Below are 19001 nucleotides of genomic sequence, written 5' to 3' on the forward strand. Positions count from 1 at the left end.
GGTTCAGACCATGTCCGCTCCCCGCCGCTTCACCGGCGACACCCTCGTCATCGCCAGCCACAACAAGGGCAAGGTGCGCGAGATCGCCGACCTGCTCGGCCCCTATGTCGCCAATTTCACCGCGGCCGGGGAGCTGGGCCTGCCCGAACCTGAGGAAACCGGCACCACCTTCATCGCCAACGCGGAGCTGAAGGCCAAGGCCGCAGCCGCCGCCGGCCATATGGCGCTTGCCGACGACAGCGGGCTGGTGGTGCCGGCGCTGAACGGCGATCCCGGCATCTACTCCGCCCGCTGGGCTGGGCCGGCCAAGGACTTCGCCATTGCGATGCAAAAGGTCGAGGACGGGCTTGTCGGCAAAACGGATCGCAGCGCCTATTTCGTCTGCGCCCTGTCGCTCGCCTGGCCGGACGGCCATGTCGAAACGGTGGAGGGCCGCTGCTATGGCACGCTGGTGTGGCCGCCGCGGGGGCCGCAGGGCTTCGGCTATGACCCGATGTTCCTGCCCGACGGCCACGGGCTGACCTTCGGCGAGATGGACCCGGTGAAGAAGCACGAGATGAGCCACCGCGCCGACGCCTTCCGCCAGCTGGTGGAGCGGTGCTTCCGGTGACCATGTCCGATCCCGGCTTCTCTGGCCCCGGTTTTGCCATCTACGTCCATTGGCCCTTCTGCAAGTCGAAGTGCCCGTACTGCGATTTCAACAGCCATGTCCGCGAGCGGGTCGACCATGACCGCTGGCGGGCCGGGCTGCTGCGCGAACTGGACCATTACGCCGACCTGACCGCCGGGCGCACCGTCACCTCGATCTTCTTCGGCGGCGGCACCCCGTCGCTGATGGAACCCTCCACCGTCGGCGCCATTGTCGACCGCGTCGCCCAACGCTGTACGGTCGCCGATGGGCTGGAAGTGACGCTGGAGGCCAACCCGACCTCCGTCGAAGCCGACAAGTTCCGCGCCTTCCGCAGCGCCGGGATCGACCGCGTCTCGCTGGGCATCCAGGCGCTGGACGACGCCAGCCTGAAGTTCCTCGGCCGCGAACACACTGCGGCGGAGGCGACCGGCGCCATCGAGCTGGCGGCGCGGATTTTCGACCGCTTCTCCTTCGACCTGATCTATGCCCGTCCCGGCCAGACGGTGGCGGCTTGGCAGGCGGAGCTGGCGCGGGCGCTGGACTACGCGGTCGGCCACCTGTCGGTCTATCAACTGACCATCGAGCAGGGCACGGCCTTCTATCCGCTCCATGCCCGCGGCGATCTGGTCCTGCCCGACGAGGATCTGGCCGGCGATCTCTATGAGGCGACGCAGAGCCAGCTGACGGCGGCCGGGCTGCCGGCCTACGAGATTTCCAACCACGCCCGGCCGGGCGAGGAAAGCCGCCACAACCTGACCTACTGGCGCTATGGCGACTATGTCGGCATCGGTCCCGGTGCCCATGGCCGGCTGACGCTGGACGGCGAGAAATTCGCCACCCGAGCCCATCGCGCCCCGGAGATTTGGCTGGAGCGGGTGGAGCGCGACGGCCATGGCGCCGCCGCTCCCGATCCCATCGACCGTGATGCCCGCGGGACCGAGCTGCTGATGATGGGGCTGCGCCTGACCGAAGGCGTGCGGCTTGCCCGCCTGACGGAGGAAACCGGCCGGAGTTTGGACGATTTCGTCGATCCGGCAGCCCTGTCCCGCCTGATCGACGGCGATTTCCTGACCCGCGATGCCGACCGTCTGGTTGCCACACCGGAGGGGCTACAGCGTCTGAACGCGGTGCTCGGCGCAATTCTGGCGTAAAATCGGTCAGCTCCAGCAGGGAAAGGGCATGGGATGCTCATCACTCTGATCGTCGCCGCCGCAACGAACGACGTGATCGGCCGCGATGGCCGGCTTCCCTGGAGCCTTCCTAGCGACCTGCGCCGGTTCAAGGACCTGACGATGGGCAAGCCGATCCTGATGGGCCGGAAGACCTGGGAATCCCTGCCGCGCCGTCCACTTCCCGGCCGGGACAATCTGGTGGTCAGCCGTCAGGCTTCCATCGGCGAAAAGGACGGTGCCCGCTGGTTCAGCGGGCTGGGTGCGGCGGTGTCGTGGGCGCAGGCGTCCGGCGCCGCCGAACTCTGCGTCATCGGCGGCGCCGCCCTGTTCCGCGAGACGATGCCGATTGCCGACAGCCTGCACCTGACCCGCATCGAAAGCGCGGTCGAGGGCGACACGCTGATGCCGCCGATCGGGGCGGAGTGGGCGGAGGTGTGGTCGAGCGCGCCCATGGAAGAGAACGGGCTGATCTATCGCTACATCGACTTCGGGAAGGTGAGGGGGTAGGGGCGAGAACGCCCCCGACAAAGCCCCGTTACTCTTCGCCGCCCAGCCTGTGCAGCACGTCGTCCAGCTGGTCGAGCGTCTGGTAATGGATGGTGATCGTCCCGCGCTGACCCTGCGGATTGATGGCGACCTTCAAGCCGATGCGGGCGGAGATCTCCTCCTCCAGATTGATCAGGTCGACGTCCTTCATCGCAGGCGCGGATCCGGCTCCGCCAGCCGCGGCCTTGCCCTTCTTCGCCTTGGGCTGGTCGCCGCGCATCAGGTCTTCGGTCTGGCGCACGTTCAGGCCGCGGGTGACGACCTCGCGGGCGACGGCGGCCGGATCTGGGGCGGTCAGCAGGGCACGGGCATGGCCGGCGGTCAGCGCGCCGTCCTGCACCATCGACTTGACAGGCTCCGGCAGGGCCAGCAGGCGCATCATGTTGGCGACATGGCTGCGGCTCTTGCCGACGGCGCGGGCCAGATCCTCCTGCGTGTGCTCGAACTCCTCCATCAGCCGGCGATAGCCTTCCGCCTCTTCCAGAGGGGTCAGATCCTGGCGCTGGATGTTCTCGATCAGCGCGATTTCCAGCGCCTCACGGTCGCTGAGATCGCGGATGATGACCGGCACTTCGTGCAGTCCGGCGATCTGCGCCGCGCGCCAGCGGCGTTCGCCAGCGATCAGCTCATAGGAATTGGCGTCCTCGGCGTCGCGGCGGACCAGCAGCGGCTGGAGGATGCCCTTGTCCCGGATGGACTCGACGAGGCCCTGGATCGCCTCGTCATCGAACTTCCGCCGCGGCTGGTATTTGCCGGGATGGACGAACTCGATCGGCACCTGCTTGGACTGCCGCACCTTGTCGAGCGCCGAATAATCCTCGGTCGCCTCGCCGAACAGGGCGGACAGGCCGCGGCCCAGGCTGGCGCGGCGGGCGCCTCCTTGTTTGGTGTCGTCGATCATGCGGTCAGTCTCTTCTCACGGCGAAGCACCTCGCCCGCCAGATGGATGTAGGCCTGCGATCCGGGGCAGCGCATGTCGTAGATCAGCACCGGCTTGCCGTGGGACGGCGCCTCCGACACCTTGACGTTGCGCGGGATCACGGTGTCGTACACCTTCTCCCCGAAGAAGCCGCGGACGTCCGCCGCCACCATGTCCGACAAATTGTTGCGCTTGTCGAACATGGTCAGCACGACGCCGTGGATGTCGAGGTTGGGGTTGAAGGCGCGCTTCACCCGCTCGATGGTGCGGACCAGATGGCTGAGGCCTTCCAGCGCGTAGAACTCGCACTGGAGGGGGACCATCACCGCATGCGATGCGACCAGCGCGTTCAGCGTCAGCAATCCCAGCGCCGGCGGGCAGTCGATCAGGACGTAATCGTATTCCAGCGCGCTGTTGGCGACCGCTTCGCGCAGGCGGAACTCGCGGCGCTCGGCACCGACCAGTTCGATCTCCGCACCCGACAGATCGACCGACGAGGTGATGATCGACAGGTTCGGCACGGAGGAGGGGGTGGCGGCCTCCTCCAGCGACACGTCGTCGAACAGCACGTCGTAGATGCCGACGCGGCGGTCGGAGCGGGGGATGCCGAGACCGGTGGACGCGTTGCCCTGCGGGTCGAGGTCGATCACCAGCACCCGCTTGCCGATGACGGCGAGCGCGGTGGCAAGATTGATCGTCGTCGTGGTCTTGCCCACGCCGCCCTTCTGGTTGGCAATCGCAACCACGCGGGCAAGGGGACGGGTGACGGCAGACATGGCAGCCTCTCGGGAGTCCGGTTGGCGGGAAGAGGGCGGGGGAACGGTGTCAGGCACGGTCTTCACGCACGCTCAAGATGGCTCACACGCAGGATGGTCCCGCTCGGATCGGTGCGGCTGTCGAATCGCTCAGGAGCCAGTGTCCAATATTGCGTTGCAGCGGTCAATTCGTCGTCCAGCGCCGCGCCCTTCAGGAACAGGCACTTGCCGCGCGATCCGATGAAGGGATGAGCCCAGCCGAACAGGTCGGCCAGCGGCGCCAGGGCGCGGGCGGTGACGACATCGGCCTCGATGCCGGTGACGGTCTCGATCCGCTTGGTGTGGACGGTGACGGGGGCCTCGCAGACGCGGGCGACCTCGCGCAGGAAGGCGCATTTGCGCACGTCGCTCTCGATCAGATGCACCTGCGGCACGCCGAGGATGGCGAGCACCAGACCGGGGAAACCGGCGCCGCTGCCGAGATCGACCAGCACCCGCGTGCCGTCCGGCAACAGCGGGAAGAGCTGGGCGGAGTCGAGAAAGTGACGCTTCCAGGCATCCGGCAAGGTGGAGGGGCCGACCAGATTGATCTTCGGCTGCCACTTGCGCAGCAGAGTCTCATAGGCGATCAGGCGGTCGAGCGTTTCACGTGAAACACCCGTGGCCTCCTGAAATGCAACCGCATCGAACCCGCTCATTCCGCAGCCACCCCGGACGAGGCGACACTGGACGATGCTACATCGCGGCGCTTCACGTGGCGGAGCAGGGCGACCAGCGCCGCCGGGGTCATGCCGGGAATGCGCGCGGCAGCGCCCAGCGTCGCCGGACGCGACTGGCGCAGCTTCTGCCGGATTTCGGCGGACAGGCTGCCGATGCCGTCGACATCGAGATCGTCGGGCAGGGCGAGCGACTCGTCCTTACGGAAGGCGCGGATGTCGGCCTCCTGCCGGCCGAGATAGCCGGCATATTTGCCGTCGATCTCCAGCTGCTCGGCAATCTCGGGGGCGATCTCGCCAAGCTCCGGCCACAGGCGGGCGAGAGCGGCGAGATCGATGTCGGGATAGCGCAGCAGGTCGGCGCCACTGCGGCGCACGCCGTCCTGGTTCACCGCGACGCCCTGGCGGGACAGCTCGACCGGGGTCGCCTGCAGCGATGCGACCAGGGCACGCCCGGCGGACAGGGCGGCGCTCTTGGCGGCGAAAACATCGCGACGCTCGGAGCCGACGCAGCCGATGGCGACGCCCTTGTCGGTCAGCCGCTGGTCGGCATTGTCGGCGCGCAGCAGCAGCCGGTATTCGGCGCGCGAGGTGAACATGCGATAGGGCTCGTTGGTGCCCCGGCCGATCAGGTCGTCGATCAGCACACCGATATAGGCGTCGGCACGGTCGAGCACGAAGCCGTCCGGGTTGCCGCCCGCCGCCAGCGCCGCGTTGATGCCGGCCATCAGCCCCTGGGCCGCCGCCTCTTCATAGCCGGTGGTGCCGTTGATCTGGCCGGCCAGGAACAGGCGCGGCGCCCGACGGGTCTCCAGCGTCGGCTTCAGTTCACGCGGATCGACATAGTCGTATTCGATGGCGTAGCCAGGACGGATCATCACCACCTTCTCCAGCCCCGGCATGCTGGCGAGAATGCCGAGCTGCACGTCGCGGGGCAGGGAGGTCGAGATGCCGTTCGGGTAGACGGTGGGATCGTCCAGCCCTTCCGGTTCGAGGAAGATCTGGTGCTTCTCCTTCTCGGCGAAGCGGACGACCTTGTCCTCGATGGACGGGCAATAGCGCGGGCCGGTGCCGGTGATCTGGCCGGAGTACATCGGGGCGCGATGCAGGTTGGCGCGGATCAGCGCGTGCGCCTCCGGCGTCGTCCAGGTGATCGCGCAGTCGATCTGCGGCGTGTCGATCCGCTCGGTCATGTAGGAGAAGGGCGGCGGCGGCAGGTCGCCGGGCTGCTTCTCCAGCGCGTCCCAATCGATGGTGCGCCCGTCGAGCCGCGGCGGCGTGCCGGTCTTCAGACGGCCGAGAGTGAAGCCGAGACGGGCCAGCGTGTCGGACAGGCCGATGGACGGCGCCTCGCCGACACGGCCGGCGGGCGTGCGTTCCTCGCCGATGTGGATCAGCCCGCGCAGGAAGGTGCCGGTGGTCAGCACCACGGCACCGGCGCGGATGGACTCGCCGGCCCCGGTGACGACGCCGACGATGCGCTGTTCACCATCGACGATCAGGTCTTCGGCGCCGCCGGCCTCGATGAACAGGTTCTCTTGGTCCGCCAGCAGAGCCTGCATCGCCTGCCGGTAAAGCTTGCGGTCGGCCTGGGCGCGCGGACCGCGGACGGCGGGCCCCTTGCTGCGGTTCAGGATGCGGAACTGGATGCCGCCGCGGTCGATGGCCTTCGCCATCACCCCGTCCAGCGCATCGATCTCCCGCACCAGATGGCCCTTGGCCAAACCGCCGATGGCGGGGTTGCAGGACATCTCGCCGATAGTTTCGACCTTGTGGGTCAGCAGGAGCGTGCGCGCACCCATGCGCGCTGCCGCCGCGGCAGCCTCACAGCCGGCGTGACCGCCGCCGACAACGATGACATCATAGCTTCGCATGTGCGGGACCATAGCGGAACGGCGGCACGGATCCAAGAGGGAGGCAGGGAGGCGGGCGGAGACAAGTGCCGCAGGTCAGCCCTGTTTCACGTGAAACACGCCCTCACTTCCCCCTTCATTTCCCAATACAGAAATCCCGGAAGATCACGTCCAGCAGATCTTCGACATCCACCCGCCCGGTGATGCGCCCCAATGCCCGGCTGGCGAGACGCACATCCTCCGCCGCCAGTTCGGGCAACGGCGCCTCCAACGCGCGCAGCAGCGACTCCCGGCATTCGATCAGCGCGGCCCGGTGACGGGCGCGGGTCAGCGACGGCGCGCTGCCGATGGCGAGCCGGTCGGCACTGAACTCCGTCAGCTTGTCTTCCAACAGCTTCAGCCCGTCACCGGTCTGGGCGGAGACCAGGATCGGAGACAGATCCGGCCGCAGATCGGCAGCCTTCGCAAGGTCGGTCTTGTTGAAGACCACCACCGTGTCGCTGTCGATCAGGTCCAGCGTTGCCGGGTCGAGATCGGGCAGGGTGGCGGCATCGAACACCGCGACCTTCACGTCGGCGCGGGCGGCCCGGTCCCGGGCGCGGCGGATGCCTTCCTCCTCGACCTCGTCGGCGGCGGCCTCCCGCAGGCCGGCGGTATCGGCCAGCACGACCGGATAGCCGCCAAGGTCGAGATGGACCTCGATGATGTCACGGGTGGTGCCGGCGCGGGCGGAGACGATGGCGGCGTCCCGGCGGGCCAGCGCGTTCAGCAGGCTCGACTTGCCGGCATTGGGCGCGCCGACGATGGCGATGTGCAGGCCCTCGCGCAGACGCTCGCCCCGGCCGCCGTCATCGAGATGGCTGGCGATCTCCCCGGCCAGCCCAGCGATCACCGGACGGACGGCATCGGCGACGCCGCCGGGCAGGTCGTCCTCGGCGAAGTCGATGTCAGCCTCGATGTGGGCGAGGGCGCGGGTCAGCCGCTCCCGCCAGCCGTCATAAAGCTTGCCGAGCGCGCCCTCCATCTGCCGCAAGGCCTGCCGGCGCTGCGCAGTGGTCTCGGCGTCGATCAGGTCGGCGACCGCCTCGGCCTCCGTCAGGTCGAGCTTGCCGTTCTCGAAGGCGCGGCGGGTGAACTCGCCGGGCTCTGCCAGCCGCAGGCCGGGCAGGGTGGCGAGCGCCTCGATCACGCCGGTGACGACGGCGCGGCCGCCATGCAGGTGCAGTTCCACCACATTCTCGCCGGTAAAGCTGGCGGGGGCGGTGAAGCGCAGGACCAGCGCGTCGTCCAGCGCGTCGCCGGTCTGCGGATCGTGCAGCTTGGTCAGCACGGCGCGGCGCGGTGCGGGCAGGGGGCGGCCAGTCAGTCCCACGAGGGCGGATCCGGCCGCGGGTCCGGAAATGCGAACCACCGCCACACCGGATCGTCCGGGGGCGGTGGCGAGCGCGTAGATGGTGGTGACGGACATCGGCGGAGGATCAGCCCTGCTGCTCGGGCCGCAGCTCGCGCTGCTCCGCCGTCAGCATCAGCCGCTCGACCCGGCGGCCTTCGACCAGATGGGTCTGGAGGATTTCGTCGACGTCGCCGGTGCTGCGGTAGGTGTACCAGACCCCGTCCGGATAGATCACCAGCGTCGGCCCCAACTCGCAGCGGTCGAGACAGCCGGCGGAATTGATCCGCACCTTGCCGTCGAAGCCGAGTTCGCGGGCGCGGGCCTTCATATAGTCGCGCAGCTTCTCCGACCCATGGGCGGCGCAGGATCCGCGCCGGTGCCCGTCCGGGCGGCGGTTGGTGCAGCAGAAGACATGAGCTTCAAAATAAGGCTTCTGGGACTCAATCGAACGGTCGGTCACTTTCTTCCTTCCTGGCCCAGGGCCGAGGCCATCTGGGACCAAAACATCTTCTGCATCTGCTCCATGCCCTGGATGCCGGCGGGCAGCCAGGTCTTGAGCATGGTCTCCGGGTCCATGGCCTGGAGGTTGGCACGCATCCGTTCCTGGATCTCGTGCATCATGGCATCCTGCATCGGCTTCACGTCGGGCAGGCCGAGGAAGTGCCGGGCCTCGTCCGGGGTGCAGTCGATGTCGACGGTGATTTTCATGGGGACCCCCTCCAGAGCCGGAGCCGGCCTCTCCCCCTCGAAATCGAAGGATCGGACACCGGTCCCAAGCATTGGCCGCGTTGATTTTGGGGTTGAGCGCCGCGGCGGCTCATGCCCCACTATACAGATAGGATGCACTGGCGCAACGCCACCCCGGCGCCACCTATTGTCCAACGACACACCAACAGATCGGACACCGCCATGCCCGCCACTCCGTTGGGCGCGAACCTGCTAGGCCGGGAGACCAGCCCCTATCTGCTGCAGCACAAGGACAACCCGGTGCACTGGATGCCCTGGGGTCCGGAGGCTTTCGCCCGTGCCAAGGCGGAGAACAAGCCGGTGCTGCTGTCGGTCGGCTATGCCGCCTGCCACTGGTGCCACGTGATGGCGCATGAAAGCTTCGAGAATCCCGAGATCGCCGGGCTGATGAACGAGCTGTTCATCAACATCAAGGTCGACCGGGAAGAGCGTCCGGACCTCGACACCATCTACCAGTCGGCACTGGCGCTGCTGGGACAGCAGGGCGGCTGGCCGCTGACCATGTTCCTGACGGCGGATGCCGAGCCCTTCTGGGGCGGCACCTATTTCCCGCCGGCAGCGCGCTATGGCCGCGCCGGCTTCCCCGACGTGCTGCACGGCATCGCCGACACCTATGCCAACGAGCAGGACAAGGTGGTCAAGAATGTCGACGCGCTGAAATCGGCCCTCGCCGGGATGGGCGAGAACCGGTCGGCCGGCGCCGTCGATGCCGCGGTGCTGGATCAGGTGGCGCAACGGCTGCTGCGAGAAGTCGACCCCATCCATGGCGGCATCGGCAGCGCGCCGAAATTCCCGCAGGTGCCGCTGTTCGAACTGCTGTGGCGGGCGTGGCAGCGCACCGGGCGCGAGCCCTTCCGCGAGGCGGTGACCCACACGCTGGCCAACATGGCGCAGGGCGGCATCTACGACCATCTCGGTGGCGGCTTCGCCCGCTATTCGGTCGATGAACGCTGGCTGGTCCCGCATTTCGAGAAGATGCTCTACGACAACGCCGAGCTGCTCGACCTGATGACGCTGGTCTGGCAGGAGACGCGCGACCCGCTGCTGGAAACCCGCATCCGCGAGACGGCCGGCTGGCTGCTGCGCGAGATGATCGCCGACGGCGGCGGCTTCGCCGCGACGCTGGATGCCGACAGCGAGGGCGAAGAGGGACTCTTTTATATATGGCAGGAGCATGAGGTCGACCGGCTGCTCGGTCCCGCCCTCGGCGACAACGGGCTGGCGACGTTTAAACGCGTTTACGAGGTGCTGCCCCAGGGCAATTGGGAAGGCGTCACCATCCTGAACCGGCTGGGCGGCCTGACGCTGGCCGACGACGCCACTGAGGCGATGCTCGCCAAGGGCCGGGACATCCTGCTGCGGGCGCGGGCCAAGCGGGTGCGGCCGGGCTGGGACGACAAGGTGCTGGCCGACTGGAACGGCCTGATGATCGCCGCCCTGACCCATGCCGCCCTGGCGCTCGCTGAGCCGGAGTGGCTGGACGCCGCCGGCCGCGCCTTCGCCTTCGTCCGCGACCGCATGGATACGGACGGGCGGCTCTGCCACAGCTGGCGGCACGGGCAGGGCAAGCACACCGGCATGCTGGACGACTACGCCCACATGGCGCGCGCCGCCCTGGCGCTGCACGAGGCGACCGGGGATCCGGCCGCCCTCGACCGGGCCAGGGTCTGGGTGGCGACGCTCGACGCCCATTTCTGGGACGGCGCCAACGGCGGCTATTTCTTCACCGCCGACGATGCCGAGGGGCTGATCGTCCGCACCAAGAGCCCTCACGACAACGCCACCCCCAGCGGCAACGGCACCATGCTGGCGGTGCTGACCATTCTGTTCCAGCGCACCGGCGAGGATGCGTATCGCGAGCGGACGGAGGCGCTCGCCGCCGCCTTCTCCGGCGAGCTGGCGCGCAACTTCTTCCCGCTGCCGACCTTCCTCAACGCGGTGGAGCTGATGACGGCGCCGGTTCAGATCGTCATCGTCGGTCCGCCCAAAACTGCGGAGACGGAAGCGCTGCGGCGGACGGTGCTGGAGCACTCGCTGCCCAACCGCATCCTGACCGTGCTGGCACCGGAGGCGGATCTGCCCGCCGGTCATCCGGCGCAGGGCAAGGGGATGCGCGACGGGATCGCCACCGCCTATGTCTGCCACGGCATGACCTGTTCGGCCCCGGTGACGGCGCCGACGGATCTGGCGGCTCTGCTGGCAACGAAAAACTGATTTTTGCGGGAGGACCCCATGGCGCGCCTTTCCATCGACAGCCCGCTCGGGTCCCTGATGCTGACCGGGGACGGATCCGCCCTGACCGCGCTCGGCTGGGGCCGCTTCGACCAGGACGAGCCGGACGCCGTGCTGGCCGAGACGGCGCGCCAGCTGGACGCCTATTTCACCGGACGGCTCCAGCGCTTCGATCTGCCGCTGAAGCCGGCAGGCACCGCCTTCCGCCAGAGCGTCTGGGAGGCGATGCTGGCGATCCCCTATGGCGGCACCGCCACCTATGGCGGGATGGCGAAGATGCTGGACAGCGGGCCGCGCGCGGTCGGCGGTGCCTGCGGCGCCAACCCGATCCCCATCGTCATCCCCTGCCACCGGGTGCTGGCCAGCGGCGGCGCGCCCGGCGGCTATTCCGGCCATGGCGGGCTCGACACCAAGGCGTGGCTACTGGCGTTGGAGCGCCGCCATGCCGGCGTAGGCCAGGGCAACGGCGCGGCGGCGGAACAGTTCGCGCTGCTCTGAAACGCCTGAGAACTCAAAAGAAGGGAGACCATACCACCATGGTTCACGCGATCCGCATCCATGAGCACGGCGGGCCGGAGGTTCTGCGCTGGGACGAGATCGAGGTGGGAGAGCCCGGTCCGGGACAGGTGCGCATCCGCCAGACCGCGGTCGGGCTGAACTACATCGACACCTATCACCGCTCCGGCGCCTACAAGCTGCCGGATCTGCCGGCGGTGATCGGCATGGCCGGCACCGGAACAGTCGAGGCGCTGGGTCCGGACGTCACCACGCTGAAGCCCGGCGACCGCGTCGGCTACGCCATGTCCATCGGCGCCTATGCCGAGAGCCGGCTGATCGCCGCCGACCGGCTGGTGCCGCTGCCGAGCTGGCTTGACGAGCAGGCGACCGCCGCCACGCTGCTCCAGGGCTTGACCGCGCAGTATCTGCTGCGCAGCACCTATGCGGTCCAGCCCGGCGACACCATCCTGGTGCAGGCCGCCGCCGGCGGGGTGGGGCTGCTGCTGTGCTCCTGGGCCCGGCATCTCGGCGCCACGGTGATCGGCACCGTCGGATCGGAGGAGAAGGCCGAACTGGCGAAGGCCCATGGCTGCCACCACACCATCGACTACACCCGCGAGGATTTCGTCGTCCGGGTGAAGGAGCTGACAGGCGGGCAGGGCGTGCCGGTCGTCTATGACGGCGTCGGCAGGACGACCTTCCTGAAGGGGCTGGATTGCCTGCGGCCGCGCGGTCTGATGGTCCTGTTCGGCGCCGCGTCGGGTGCGCCGGAGCCGCTGGATCTGGGGCTGCTGGCGGCGAAAGGGTCGCTCTACGTGACGCGGCCGACGCTGGCGACCTACACCGCCAAGCGGGAGGATCTGATGGCCTCGGCCGCGGAACTGTTCGACGCGGTGAAAAATGGCGGGGTGACGTTCACGGTGAACCAGCGCTTCGCGCTGAAGGACACCGCCGACGCGCACCGGGCGCTGGAATCGCGGTCGACCACGGGGTCGACAGTGCTGGTGCCTTAAAGCCGGAACCGAGGGGCGGAGAGCCGGAGACCCGGATCCGCCCCATCCCTCACTCCACCGCCCACAGCGGGTTCTTGATCTTCTTCAGCATCTCCGCATGGGCCGCAACCTCGTCGTCGCTGACGGCGAAGACGCGGGCCTCGCGGAAGGGACGGTCGATGCGGACCGGGCTGGCGACGCCGCCCTTCGAGGCCGGACCCCCGGCGAAGGACAGGCCGGTCTGCCGGCCGCCCAGCAGCTCCAGATAAACCTCGGCCAGCAGCTGCGCGTCGAGCAGCGCGCCGTGCAGGGTGCGGTTGGAGTTGTCGACGCCGAAGCGCTTGCACAGCGCGTCCAGGGTGGCGGGCGAGCCGGGGAACTTCTGCCGGGCCATCAGCAGGGTGTCGACGGCGCGGTCCTTCGGCATCACCGGATAGCCGGCGATCTTCAGCTCCCAGTTCAGGAAATGCATGTCGAAGGCGGCGTTGTGGATCACCAGCGGCGCGTCGCCGATGAAAGCGACGAAGTCGGCGGCGACGTCGTTGAACAGCGGCTTGTCGGCCAGGAACTCCGTGCTCAGCCCATGGACGGCGAAGGCCTCGGGCGGCATGTCGCGCTCGGGGTTCAGATAGACGTGGAAGCGCTCGCCGGTGGCGAGATGGTTGACCAGCTCGATGCAGCCGATCTCGACCAGCCGGTGACCTTCCTCCGGCTTGAAGCCCGTGGTTTCGGTGTCGAGAACGATTTCACGCATGATGGATCTGCCCTGGTTGATAGCCGCGCGGCGGCCAGTGCCTTCCGGTCCGCCGCGCCGTCCGATGCTGTCTGATCTGGCGCACAATGCCCTGAAGCGCGCGCCGCGTCACCAGCCGACCGGCGCCGGTTGGAACGACATAGTCGGCACGCTGCCGCTTTTCCATATCCGGCATCTGGCGGGCGAGGATGCCGGCGAACTTCTCCGCCGTCATGCCCGGCCGGGCCAGCACGCGGGCGCGCTGGACGGCGAAGGGGGCCGAAACGACGATGGTCGCATCGACCCGCCGCTCGCCCCGGGTTTCGAACAGCAGCGGGATGTCCAGCACGGCGATCCTGGCACCGCGGCGGGCGGCACGGGCGAGGAAGTCGCGCTGCGCCGCCTGGACCATCGGATGCAGGATCGCCTCCAGCCGTTTCAGCGCACCCCCGTCGCGGAACACCGCCGCTCCCAGCGCCGGCCGGCTGACCGCCCCATCGACCACCACGCCGGGGAAGGCGGCGTCGATGACGGGCACCGCCCGGCCGCCGCGGCCGAGCAGCACATGCACCACCGCGTCGGAATCGCAGACCGGGGCACCCATCGCCTTCAGCATGCGGGCGGCGGTGCTCTTGCCCATGCCGATGGAACCGGTCAGGCCCAGCACGATCATCGCCCGTGCCTCAGCCTTCCAGGACGAAGCGGGTCAGATCCGGCGTCACCTGCGGCTCGACGCCGAACCAGGCCTTGAAGCCGGGGCGCGCCTGATGCAGCAGCATGCCGATGCCGCCGGCCACCGGGTTGCCGCGCGTCCTGGCCTCGGCCAGCAGCGGGGTTTCCAGCGGCACATAGACGATGTCGTTGACCACGGCCGAGACGGGCAGGGCGCGCAAGGACAGGTCCAGCGCCGGCTGCCCGGCCATGCCCTGGGTCGTGGTGTTGACCAGCAGGGACGCGCCATCGAGCGCGGTTTCACGTGAAACCCAATCGACCACCGTCACGCCGCTGTTGAGATCGGCGGCGGCCAGATCCGCCGCCAGCTCCTCGGCACGGGCGCGGGTGCGGTTGACCAGACGGACCTCCGGCGCACCGGCGTCGAGCAGGGCGACCACAACGGCGCGGGCGGCCCCGCCGGCACCGATCACCACCGCCGGACCGCGCTCCGCCGTCCAGTCCGGCTGCTCGGCACGCAGATTCTCGATGAAGCCGAAGCCGTCGGTGTTGCCGCCTTCCAGCGCGCCGTCATCGGCCACCACGATGGTGTTGACGGCTCCCATCCGCCGCGCCGTCCCGTCCAGCCGGTCGACGGTGCGGAAGGCGATCTCCTTCAACGGGACGGTGACGTTGCAGCCGCGGAAGCCCAAAGCGGGCAGGGCGCGGATCGCCTGTTCGGCGCGCTCCGGCGCTACCGCCAGCGGCACATAGGCGCCGTCGATCCCATACTGCCGCAGCCAGAATCCATGCAGCCGGGGAGAGCGCGAATGGCCGATGGGCCAGCCCATCACACCGGCGATCTTGGCCTTGCCGCTGATCACCCCAGAAGAACCCGCCGTCATTCCCTGCCCACTCCATGCACGCGCAGAAAGCCGAGCAGCGGCAGAAGCGGCAGCCCGAGGATGGTGAAGAAGTCGCCCTCGACCCGGTGGAACAGCTGCGCCCCCAGCCCTTCCAGCTGATAGGCGCCGACCGAGTGCAGCACCTCGTCGCCGACGCGATCGAGATAATCGTCGAGGAAGGCTTCGCTGAAGTTGCGCATGGTCAGGCGGGCGCTGTCGGTCTTGTGCCACATCCGCTCGCCGTCGCGCACGACCACGGCGCAGCTGACCAGTTGATGGGTCTTGCCGCGCAGGTCGAGCAGCTGGGCGCGTGCCGCGGCGCGGTCGGCCGGCTTGTCGAACCAGCGTCCCTCGCAGTCCAGCATCTGGTCGGCGCCGACCACCAGCGCGCCCGGATGGCGGCGGGTGATGCGCTGGGCCTTCAATTCGGCCAGGGCCTCGGCGACGGCATCGGCGGGAACGCCCTCGGCCCGGCCGGCGGCCTTCACCTCGTCCTCGTCGACCAGCGGCCTGTCGAGGATGGCGGTCACGCCGGCCTGTTCCAGCATCGCCGCCCGCGTGCGCGAGCCTGACGCCAGGACGAGCTTGGGAGCCGCGCTCACGTCTTCTTCCCTTCCGGGCTGAAATTGGCGCTCTGGCGGCGGGCGAGCAGCATCATGATCTCGGCCGCGGTCTCCTCGATGGAGCGGCGCGACACGTCGATCACCGGCCAGCCGCGCCGGCTGAACAGCCGCCGCGCCTCCTGCACCTCGGCACGGACCAGCTCGGGGTCGGCGTAGCTGGAGCCCTCGCCCTGGTTCAGCAGCTTCAGCCGGTTGCGGCGAATCTGCACCAGCCGGTCGGGGTCCTTGGTCAAGCCGACGATCAGCGGCCGGGTCAGCAGATCCAGTTCCGCCGGCAGCGGACTGCCCGGCACCAGCGGGATGTTGGCCGCCTTGATGCCGCGGTTGGCCAGATAGATGCAGGTCGGCGTCTTGGAGCTGCGCGACACGCCGATCAGCACCACGTCGGCCTCGTGCAGGTCCCAGTTCGACTGGCCGTCGTCATGGGACAGGGCGAAATCGACGGCGTCGATCCGGCTGAAATATTCGGCGTCGAGGACGTGCTGGCGGCCGGGCTGGCGCTGCGATTCCACGCCCAGGAAGGCGGCGAGTGCGTTGATCAGCGGATCGAGCACGGGGATGCAGGGCACCTGCATCTCGCGGCAGAAATCCTGGAGCCGGCGGCGCAGCGTCTCGTCGACCAGCGTGAACATCACCAGCCCGTGGTTGTCCCGGATTCCCTCCAGAACGAGGTCGAGCTGGCGGTCGGTCCGCACCAGATTCCAGAAATGTTCGATCGGCCGAACGTCGTCGAACTGGATGACGCAGGCGCGCGCCACGCTGTTGATCGTCTCGCCCGTCGCATCGGATACGAGATGTAGGTGGAACTCTTTCATCCGTCCCCAACATTCTGTGGAGAATCCGGCCCAGATCTGTGGACAACCGGATTCACCGTCGTTTCGTCCCGGCTGGGGGACTCTTCCTCCCCGATACGGCCAAGCGCGGAACAACTCCGCCGACCGCTTCGGAAGCTGGGAAGATCCGGTCCCGTCCGCCCGGTTATCCACGGGACTCCCGCTCGTCCAGCTATAGCATTTCCGCCGTTTCCGGCGGTAGTGCTCCGAATCGTCCACAGATCCGCACACATGCCCGCACAAGCCCCCGGATCTGTGGACAGATTCTCCAGAATCGGGGATCACCGTTATCCACAGCCATCCACCTCATCCTCTTCCTTTCTCCCTTTAAAAAATATAGTGAAGAAGAGGGGATAAACCCGTCCCGGATTCTGGCGCGGAATCGGCGCCGGAATCGCACGGGGCTTTTCGGATTCGCATGTCAGGGGAACGCACCGTCTTGTCCGCCACCAGCTCCGACGTCCAGAATCGGGCTTCCAAGCCTGCCCTGAAGCCGATGCTCGCCGCCCTGGCGGGAGAGGTGCGGCCGCGTCCGCCCTTCTGGCTGATGCGTCAGGCCGGACGCTATCTGCCGGAGTATCGCGAACTGCGGGCCAAGGCCGGCAGCTTCCTCGACCTCTGCTACAATCCCGACTTCGCGGTCGAGGTCACCTTGCAGCCCCTGCGCCGCTACGGCATGGACGCGGCGATTCTGTTCTCCGACATCCTGGTGGTGCCGCATGCCCTGGGGCAGCCGCTGGCCTATCTGGAAGGCGAGGGGCCGAAGCTGGATCCGGTCCGCACTGTCGAGGACCTGAAGCGCCTGTCGCGCGACCGCTTCCACGAGACGCTGGCGCCGGTCTACGAGACGGTGCGCCGGCTCTCCACCGCGATCCCCGCCGAGACGACCCTGATCGGCTTTGCGGGGGCTCCCTGGACCATCGCCTGCTACATGGTGGAGGGGGCGGGCTCCAAGGAGTATGCCCACGTCAAGCGCTGGGCCTACGGCGATCCTGTCGGCTTCGGCCAGCTGATCGACCTGATCGTCGAAGTGACCGCCGATTATCTCTGCCGCCAGATCGAGGCCGGGGCCGAGACGGTGCAGCTGTTCGACAGCTGGGCCGGCGTGCTGCCGGTGGCGGAGTTCCGCCGCTGGGTGATCGAGCCGACGCGGCAGATCGTCGCATTGGTCAAGGCGAAGCACCCGAACACGCCGATCATCGGCTTCCCGCGCGGCGCCGGCCACGCCTACGAGGAGTATGTCGCCGGGTCCGGCGTGGACGCCGTCGGGCTCGACACCACCGTTCCGCCGGCGTGGGCCGCACAGACCCTCCAGACCCGGCTGCCGGTGCAGGGGAACCTCGATCCGATCATGCTGGCTACCGGCGGCAAGGCGCTGGAGACGGCGACCCACGACATCCTGGCGGCGTTGGCCGCTGGGCCCTTCGTGTTCAATCTGGGCCATGGCGTCATCCAGTCGACCCCGCCGGCCCATGTGGAGGCGCTGACGCGCATCCTGCGGGAGTGGCCGGGGCAGGGCTGAGGGCTTTTCCGCCGGACCGCACCTAAAGGTCTGAAAAAGCGACGGCAGGGGTCTGGACAGAGCGGCTGCAACGCTCCAGTTTAGCGGGCACCATGAGCCAGCAATTCCCCCAGACCTCCGCCGCGACCAATGCCGCCTCGGCCAATGCCGGCCCCGGCGACCGAACTTCTGGGAGCCGGCCGCGTCGCGTCGCCGTCGTGCTGTTCAACCTCGGCGGTCCGGACGCGCCGGAGGCGGTGCGGCCCTTCCTGTTCAACCTGTTCGCCGATCCGGCCATCATCCGGCTGCCGAACCCGTTCCGCTTCGTGATCGCCAGCCTGATCAGCGGGCGGCGGGCCAAGCCGGCGACGGCGATCTACGCGCAGCTCGGCGGCAAATCGCCGCTGCTGGAGAACACGGAGGCCCAGGCGGCGGCGCTGGAGAGCGCCCTGGGGGCGGATCCGGGGGCAGATCCGGCCGTTGCCGGGGAGGGGACGGAGACCAAGGTCTTCATCGCCATGCGCTACTGGCACCCGATGAGCGCCGAGACGGCAGCAAAGGTGAAGGCCTACGACCCGGATCTGGTCGTGCTGCTGCCGCTCTACCCGCAATTCTCCACCACCACCACGGCGTCGAGCGCCAAGGCTTGGACCGAGGCGGCACGCACCGTCGGGCTGACGGCGCCGACGAAGCTGCTGTGCTGCTACCCGACCCAGGCCGGCTTCATCGACGGCACGGCGGACCTGATCCGCCCGCTGTACGAGGCCGCCAAGGCCCATGGCAGGCCGCGTGTCCTGTTCTCCGCCCACGGGCTGCCGAAGAAGGTGGTGGCTGGGGGCGACCCCTATCAGTGGCAGTGCGAGCGGACGGCCGAATCCATCGCCGCGGCGCTCGGCATCGACGATCTCGACTGGATCAACTGCTACCAGAGCCGCGTCGGCCCGATGGAGTGGATCGGTCCCAGCACCGACGCCGAGATCCGCCGCGCTGGCCAGGACGGCGTGCCGATCCTGGTGGTGCCGATGGCCTTCGTGTCGGAGCATTCCGAGACGCTGGTGGAGATCGAGGTCGAATACCGCCACCTCGCCAAGGAGGCCGGGGTGCCGCATTTCACCCGCGTGCCGACGGTCGGGGTGCATCCCGGCTTCATCGACGGGCTGGTCCGGCTGGTGCGGCAGACGGTCGCGGGCAAGGCGGCGATCTGCTCGCAGAAGGGCGACCGGATCTGCCCGTCCAACTTCTCCGGCTGCCCGCAGGCACGGCGCTGAACCGCGGGGCTGAGCCGCGACGGCCGAACTGAA

General features: G+C 68.6%; 20 protein-coding genes. 8 read left to right on the forward strand and 12 right to left on the reverse strand.

The window, feature by feature from the left end:
• Window positions 1–10: 10 nt before the first annotated feature.
• The 3 genes from rdgB to VH569_RS11715 are packed head-to-tail and all read left to right on the forward strand — an operon-like array spanning window position 11 to window position 2310.
• Window positions 11–610: an RdgB/HAM1 family non-canonical purine NTP pyrophosphatase gene (gene rdgB, locus VH569_RS11705; RefSeq protein ID WP_423315483.1), complete on the forward strand. Its 600-nt coding sequence runs from the start codon at window positions 11–13 to the stop codon at window positions 608–610.
• Between the two features lie 2 nt (window positions 611–612).
• Window positions 613–1782 (forward strand): radical SAM family heme chaperone HemW, encoded by a 1170-nt coding sequence (gene hemW, locus VH569_RS11710; RefSeq protein WP_423315585.1) that lies wholly within the window; start codon window positions 613–615, stop codon window positions 1780–1782.
• A 33-nt stretch (window positions 1783–1815) separates the two neighbouring features.
• The gene (locus VH569_RS11715; protein ID WP_423315484.1) at window positions 1816–2310 is read left to right on the forward strand and encodes a dihydrofolate reductase; all 495 of its coding nucleotides are present in this window, start codon (window positions 1816–1818) and stop codon (window positions 2308–2310) included.
• Between the two features lie 28 nt (window positions 2311–2338).
• Here VH569_RS11715 and VH569_RS11720 read toward each other — a convergent pair whose 3' ends face one another.
• The 7 genes from VH569_RS11720 to VH569_RS11750 all read right to left on the reverse strand — a co-directional run bounded on the left by VH569_RS11720 (window position 2339) and on the right by VH569_RS11750 (window position 8693).
• The gene (locus VH569_RS11720) at window positions 2339–3250 is read right to left on the reverse strand and encodes a ParB/RepB/Spo0J family partition protein (RefSeq protein WP_098740884.1); all 912 of its coding nucleotides are present in this window, start codon (window positions 3248–3250) and stop codon (window positions 2339–2341) included.
• Complete coding sequence (locus tag VH569_RS11725) at window positions 3247–4044, reverse strand: ParA family protein (protein ID WP_063635622.1); 798 nt, start codon at window positions 4042–4044, stop codon at window positions 3247–3249. The genes VH569_RS11720 and VH569_RS11725 overlap by 4 nt, the downstream gene beginning before the upstream one ends.
• Before the next feature lie 62 nt (window positions 4045–4106).
• Entirely contained in the window at window positions 4107–4721 is a 615-nt protein-coding gene (gene rsmG / locus VH569_RS11730) for a 16S rRNA (guanine(527)-N(7))-methyltransferase RsmG (RefSeq protein ID WP_423315485.1), read from the reverse strand.
• A complete protein-coding gene (mnmG, locus tag VH569_RS11735) occupies window positions 4718–6625 on the reverse strand; it encodes a tRNA uridine-5-carboxymethylaminomethyl(34) synthesis enzyme MnmG (protein WP_423315486.1) in 1908 nt (635 codons plus the stop codon). Before mnmG ends, rsmG begins: the two co-directional genes overlap by 4 nt.
• A gap of 103 nt (window positions 6626–6728) precedes the next feature.
• On the reverse strand, window positions 6729–8060 hold the full coding sequence (gene mnmE / locus VH569_RS11740; RefSeq protein ID WP_423315487.1) for a tRNA uridine-5-carboxymethylaminomethyl(34) synthesis GTPase MnmE: 1332 nt from the start codon (window positions 8058–8060) through the stop codon (window positions 6729–6731).
• Window positions 8061–8070: 10 nt separating this feature from the next.
• A complete protein-coding gene (locus VH569_RS11745) occupies window positions 8071–8445 on the reverse strand; it encodes a (2Fe-2S) ferredoxin domain-containing protein (RefSeq protein ID WP_423315488.1) in 375 nt (124 codons plus the stop codon).
• Window positions 8442–8693: a DUF6489 family protein gene (locus VH569_RS11750; RefSeq protein ID WP_014249167.1), complete on the reverse strand. Its 252-nt coding sequence runs from the start codon at window positions 8691–8693 to the stop codon at window positions 8442–8444. The genes VH569_RS11745 and VH569_RS11750 overlap by 4 nt, the downstream gene beginning before the upstream one ends.
• A gap of 201 nt (window positions 8694–8894) precedes the next feature.
• Between VH569_RS11750 and VH569_RS11755 the strand changes: the two genes are divergently transcribed.
• Genes VH569_RS11755 through VH569_RS11765 form a run of 3 tightly spaced genes read left to right on the forward strand, consistent with a single transcriptional unit; the run spans window position 8895 to window position 12475 of the window.
• A complete protein-coding gene (locus VH569_RS11755) occupies window positions 8895–10946 on the forward strand; it encodes a thioredoxin domain-containing protein (RefSeq protein WP_423315489.1) in 2052 nt (683 codons plus the stop codon).
• 18 nt (window positions 10947–10964) lie between these two features.
• Window positions 10965–11462, forward strand: coding sequence for a methylated-DNA--[protein]-cysteine S-methyltransferase (locus VH569_RS11760; RefSeq protein WP_423315491.1), 498 nt, complete (start codon window positions 10965–10967; stop codon window positions 11460–11462).
• A gap of 38 nt (window positions 11463–11500) precedes the next feature.
• The gene (locus VH569_RS11765) at window positions 11501–12475 is read left to right on the forward strand and encodes a quinone oxidoreductase family protein (RefSeq protein ID WP_423315492.1); all 975 of its coding nucleotides are present in this window, start codon (window positions 11501–11503) and stop codon (window positions 12473–12475) included.
• Window positions 12476–12524: 49 nt separating this feature from the next.
• Here VH569_RS11765 and dnaQ read toward each other — a convergent pair whose 3' ends face one another.
• From dnaQ to VH569_RS11790, 5 genes are read right to left on the reverse strand one after another with little or no spacing between them, the layout of a single operon-like run.
• On the reverse strand, window positions 12525–13208 hold the full coding sequence (dnaQ, locus tag VH569_RS11770) for a DNA polymerase III subunit epsilon (protein ID WP_423315493.1): 684 nt from the start codon (window positions 13206–13208) through the stop codon (window positions 12525–12527).
• Complete coding sequence (gene coaE / locus VH569_RS11775; RefSeq protein ID WP_423315495.1) at window positions 13201–13860, reverse strand: dephospho-CoA kinase; 660 nt, start codon at window positions 13858–13860, stop codon at window positions 13201–13203. Before coaE ends, dnaQ begins: the two co-directional genes overlap by 8 nt.
• Window positions 13861–13870: 10 nt before the next feature.
• A complete protein-coding gene (locus tag VH569_RS11780) occupies window positions 13871–14743 on the reverse strand; it encodes a shikimate dehydrogenase (RefSeq protein ID WP_423315496.1) in 873 nt (290 codons plus the stop codon).
• Window positions 14740–15345, reverse strand: coding sequence for a Maf family protein (locus VH569_RS11785; RefSeq protein ID WP_423315497.1), 606 nt, complete (start codon window positions 15343–15345; stop codon window positions 14740–14742). The genes VH569_RS11780 and VH569_RS11785 overlap by 4 nt, the downstream gene beginning before the upstream one ends.
• Window positions 15342–16181, reverse strand: a complete 840-nt coding sequence (locus VH569_RS11790) for a pyruvate, water dikinase regulatory protein (RefSeq protein WP_085086922.1) — start codon at window positions 16179–16181, stop codon at window positions 15342–15344. The genes VH569_RS11785 and VH569_RS11790 overlap by 4 nt, the downstream gene beginning before the upstream one ends.
• Window positions 16182–16695: 514 nt before the next feature.
• Here VH569_RS11790 and hemE point away from each other — a divergent pair.
• Together hemE and hemH are read left to right on the forward strand one after the other, a co-directional pair.
• Window positions 16696–17721 (forward strand): uroporphyrinogen decarboxylase, encoded by a 1026-nt coding sequence (gene hemE / locus VH569_RS11795; RefSeq protein ID WP_423315586.1) that lies wholly within the window; start codon window positions 16696–16698, stop codon window positions 17719–17721.
• Window positions 17722–17813: 92 nt separating this feature from the next.
• Complete coding sequence (gene hemH / locus VH569_RS11800) at window positions 17814–18968, forward strand: ferrochelatase (protein WP_423315498.1); 1155 nt, start codon at window positions 17814–17816, stop codon at window positions 18966–18968.
• The last annotated feature ends 33 nt before the right edge of the window (window positions 18969–19001 follow it).

The sequence above is a fragment of the Azospirillum sp. 11R-A genome (assembly GCF_049472615.1).
In the GTDB taxonomy this organism is placed as follows: domain Bacteria; phylum Pseudomonadota; class Alphaproteobacteria; order Azospirillales; family Azospirillaceae; genus Azospirillum; species Azospirillum palustre.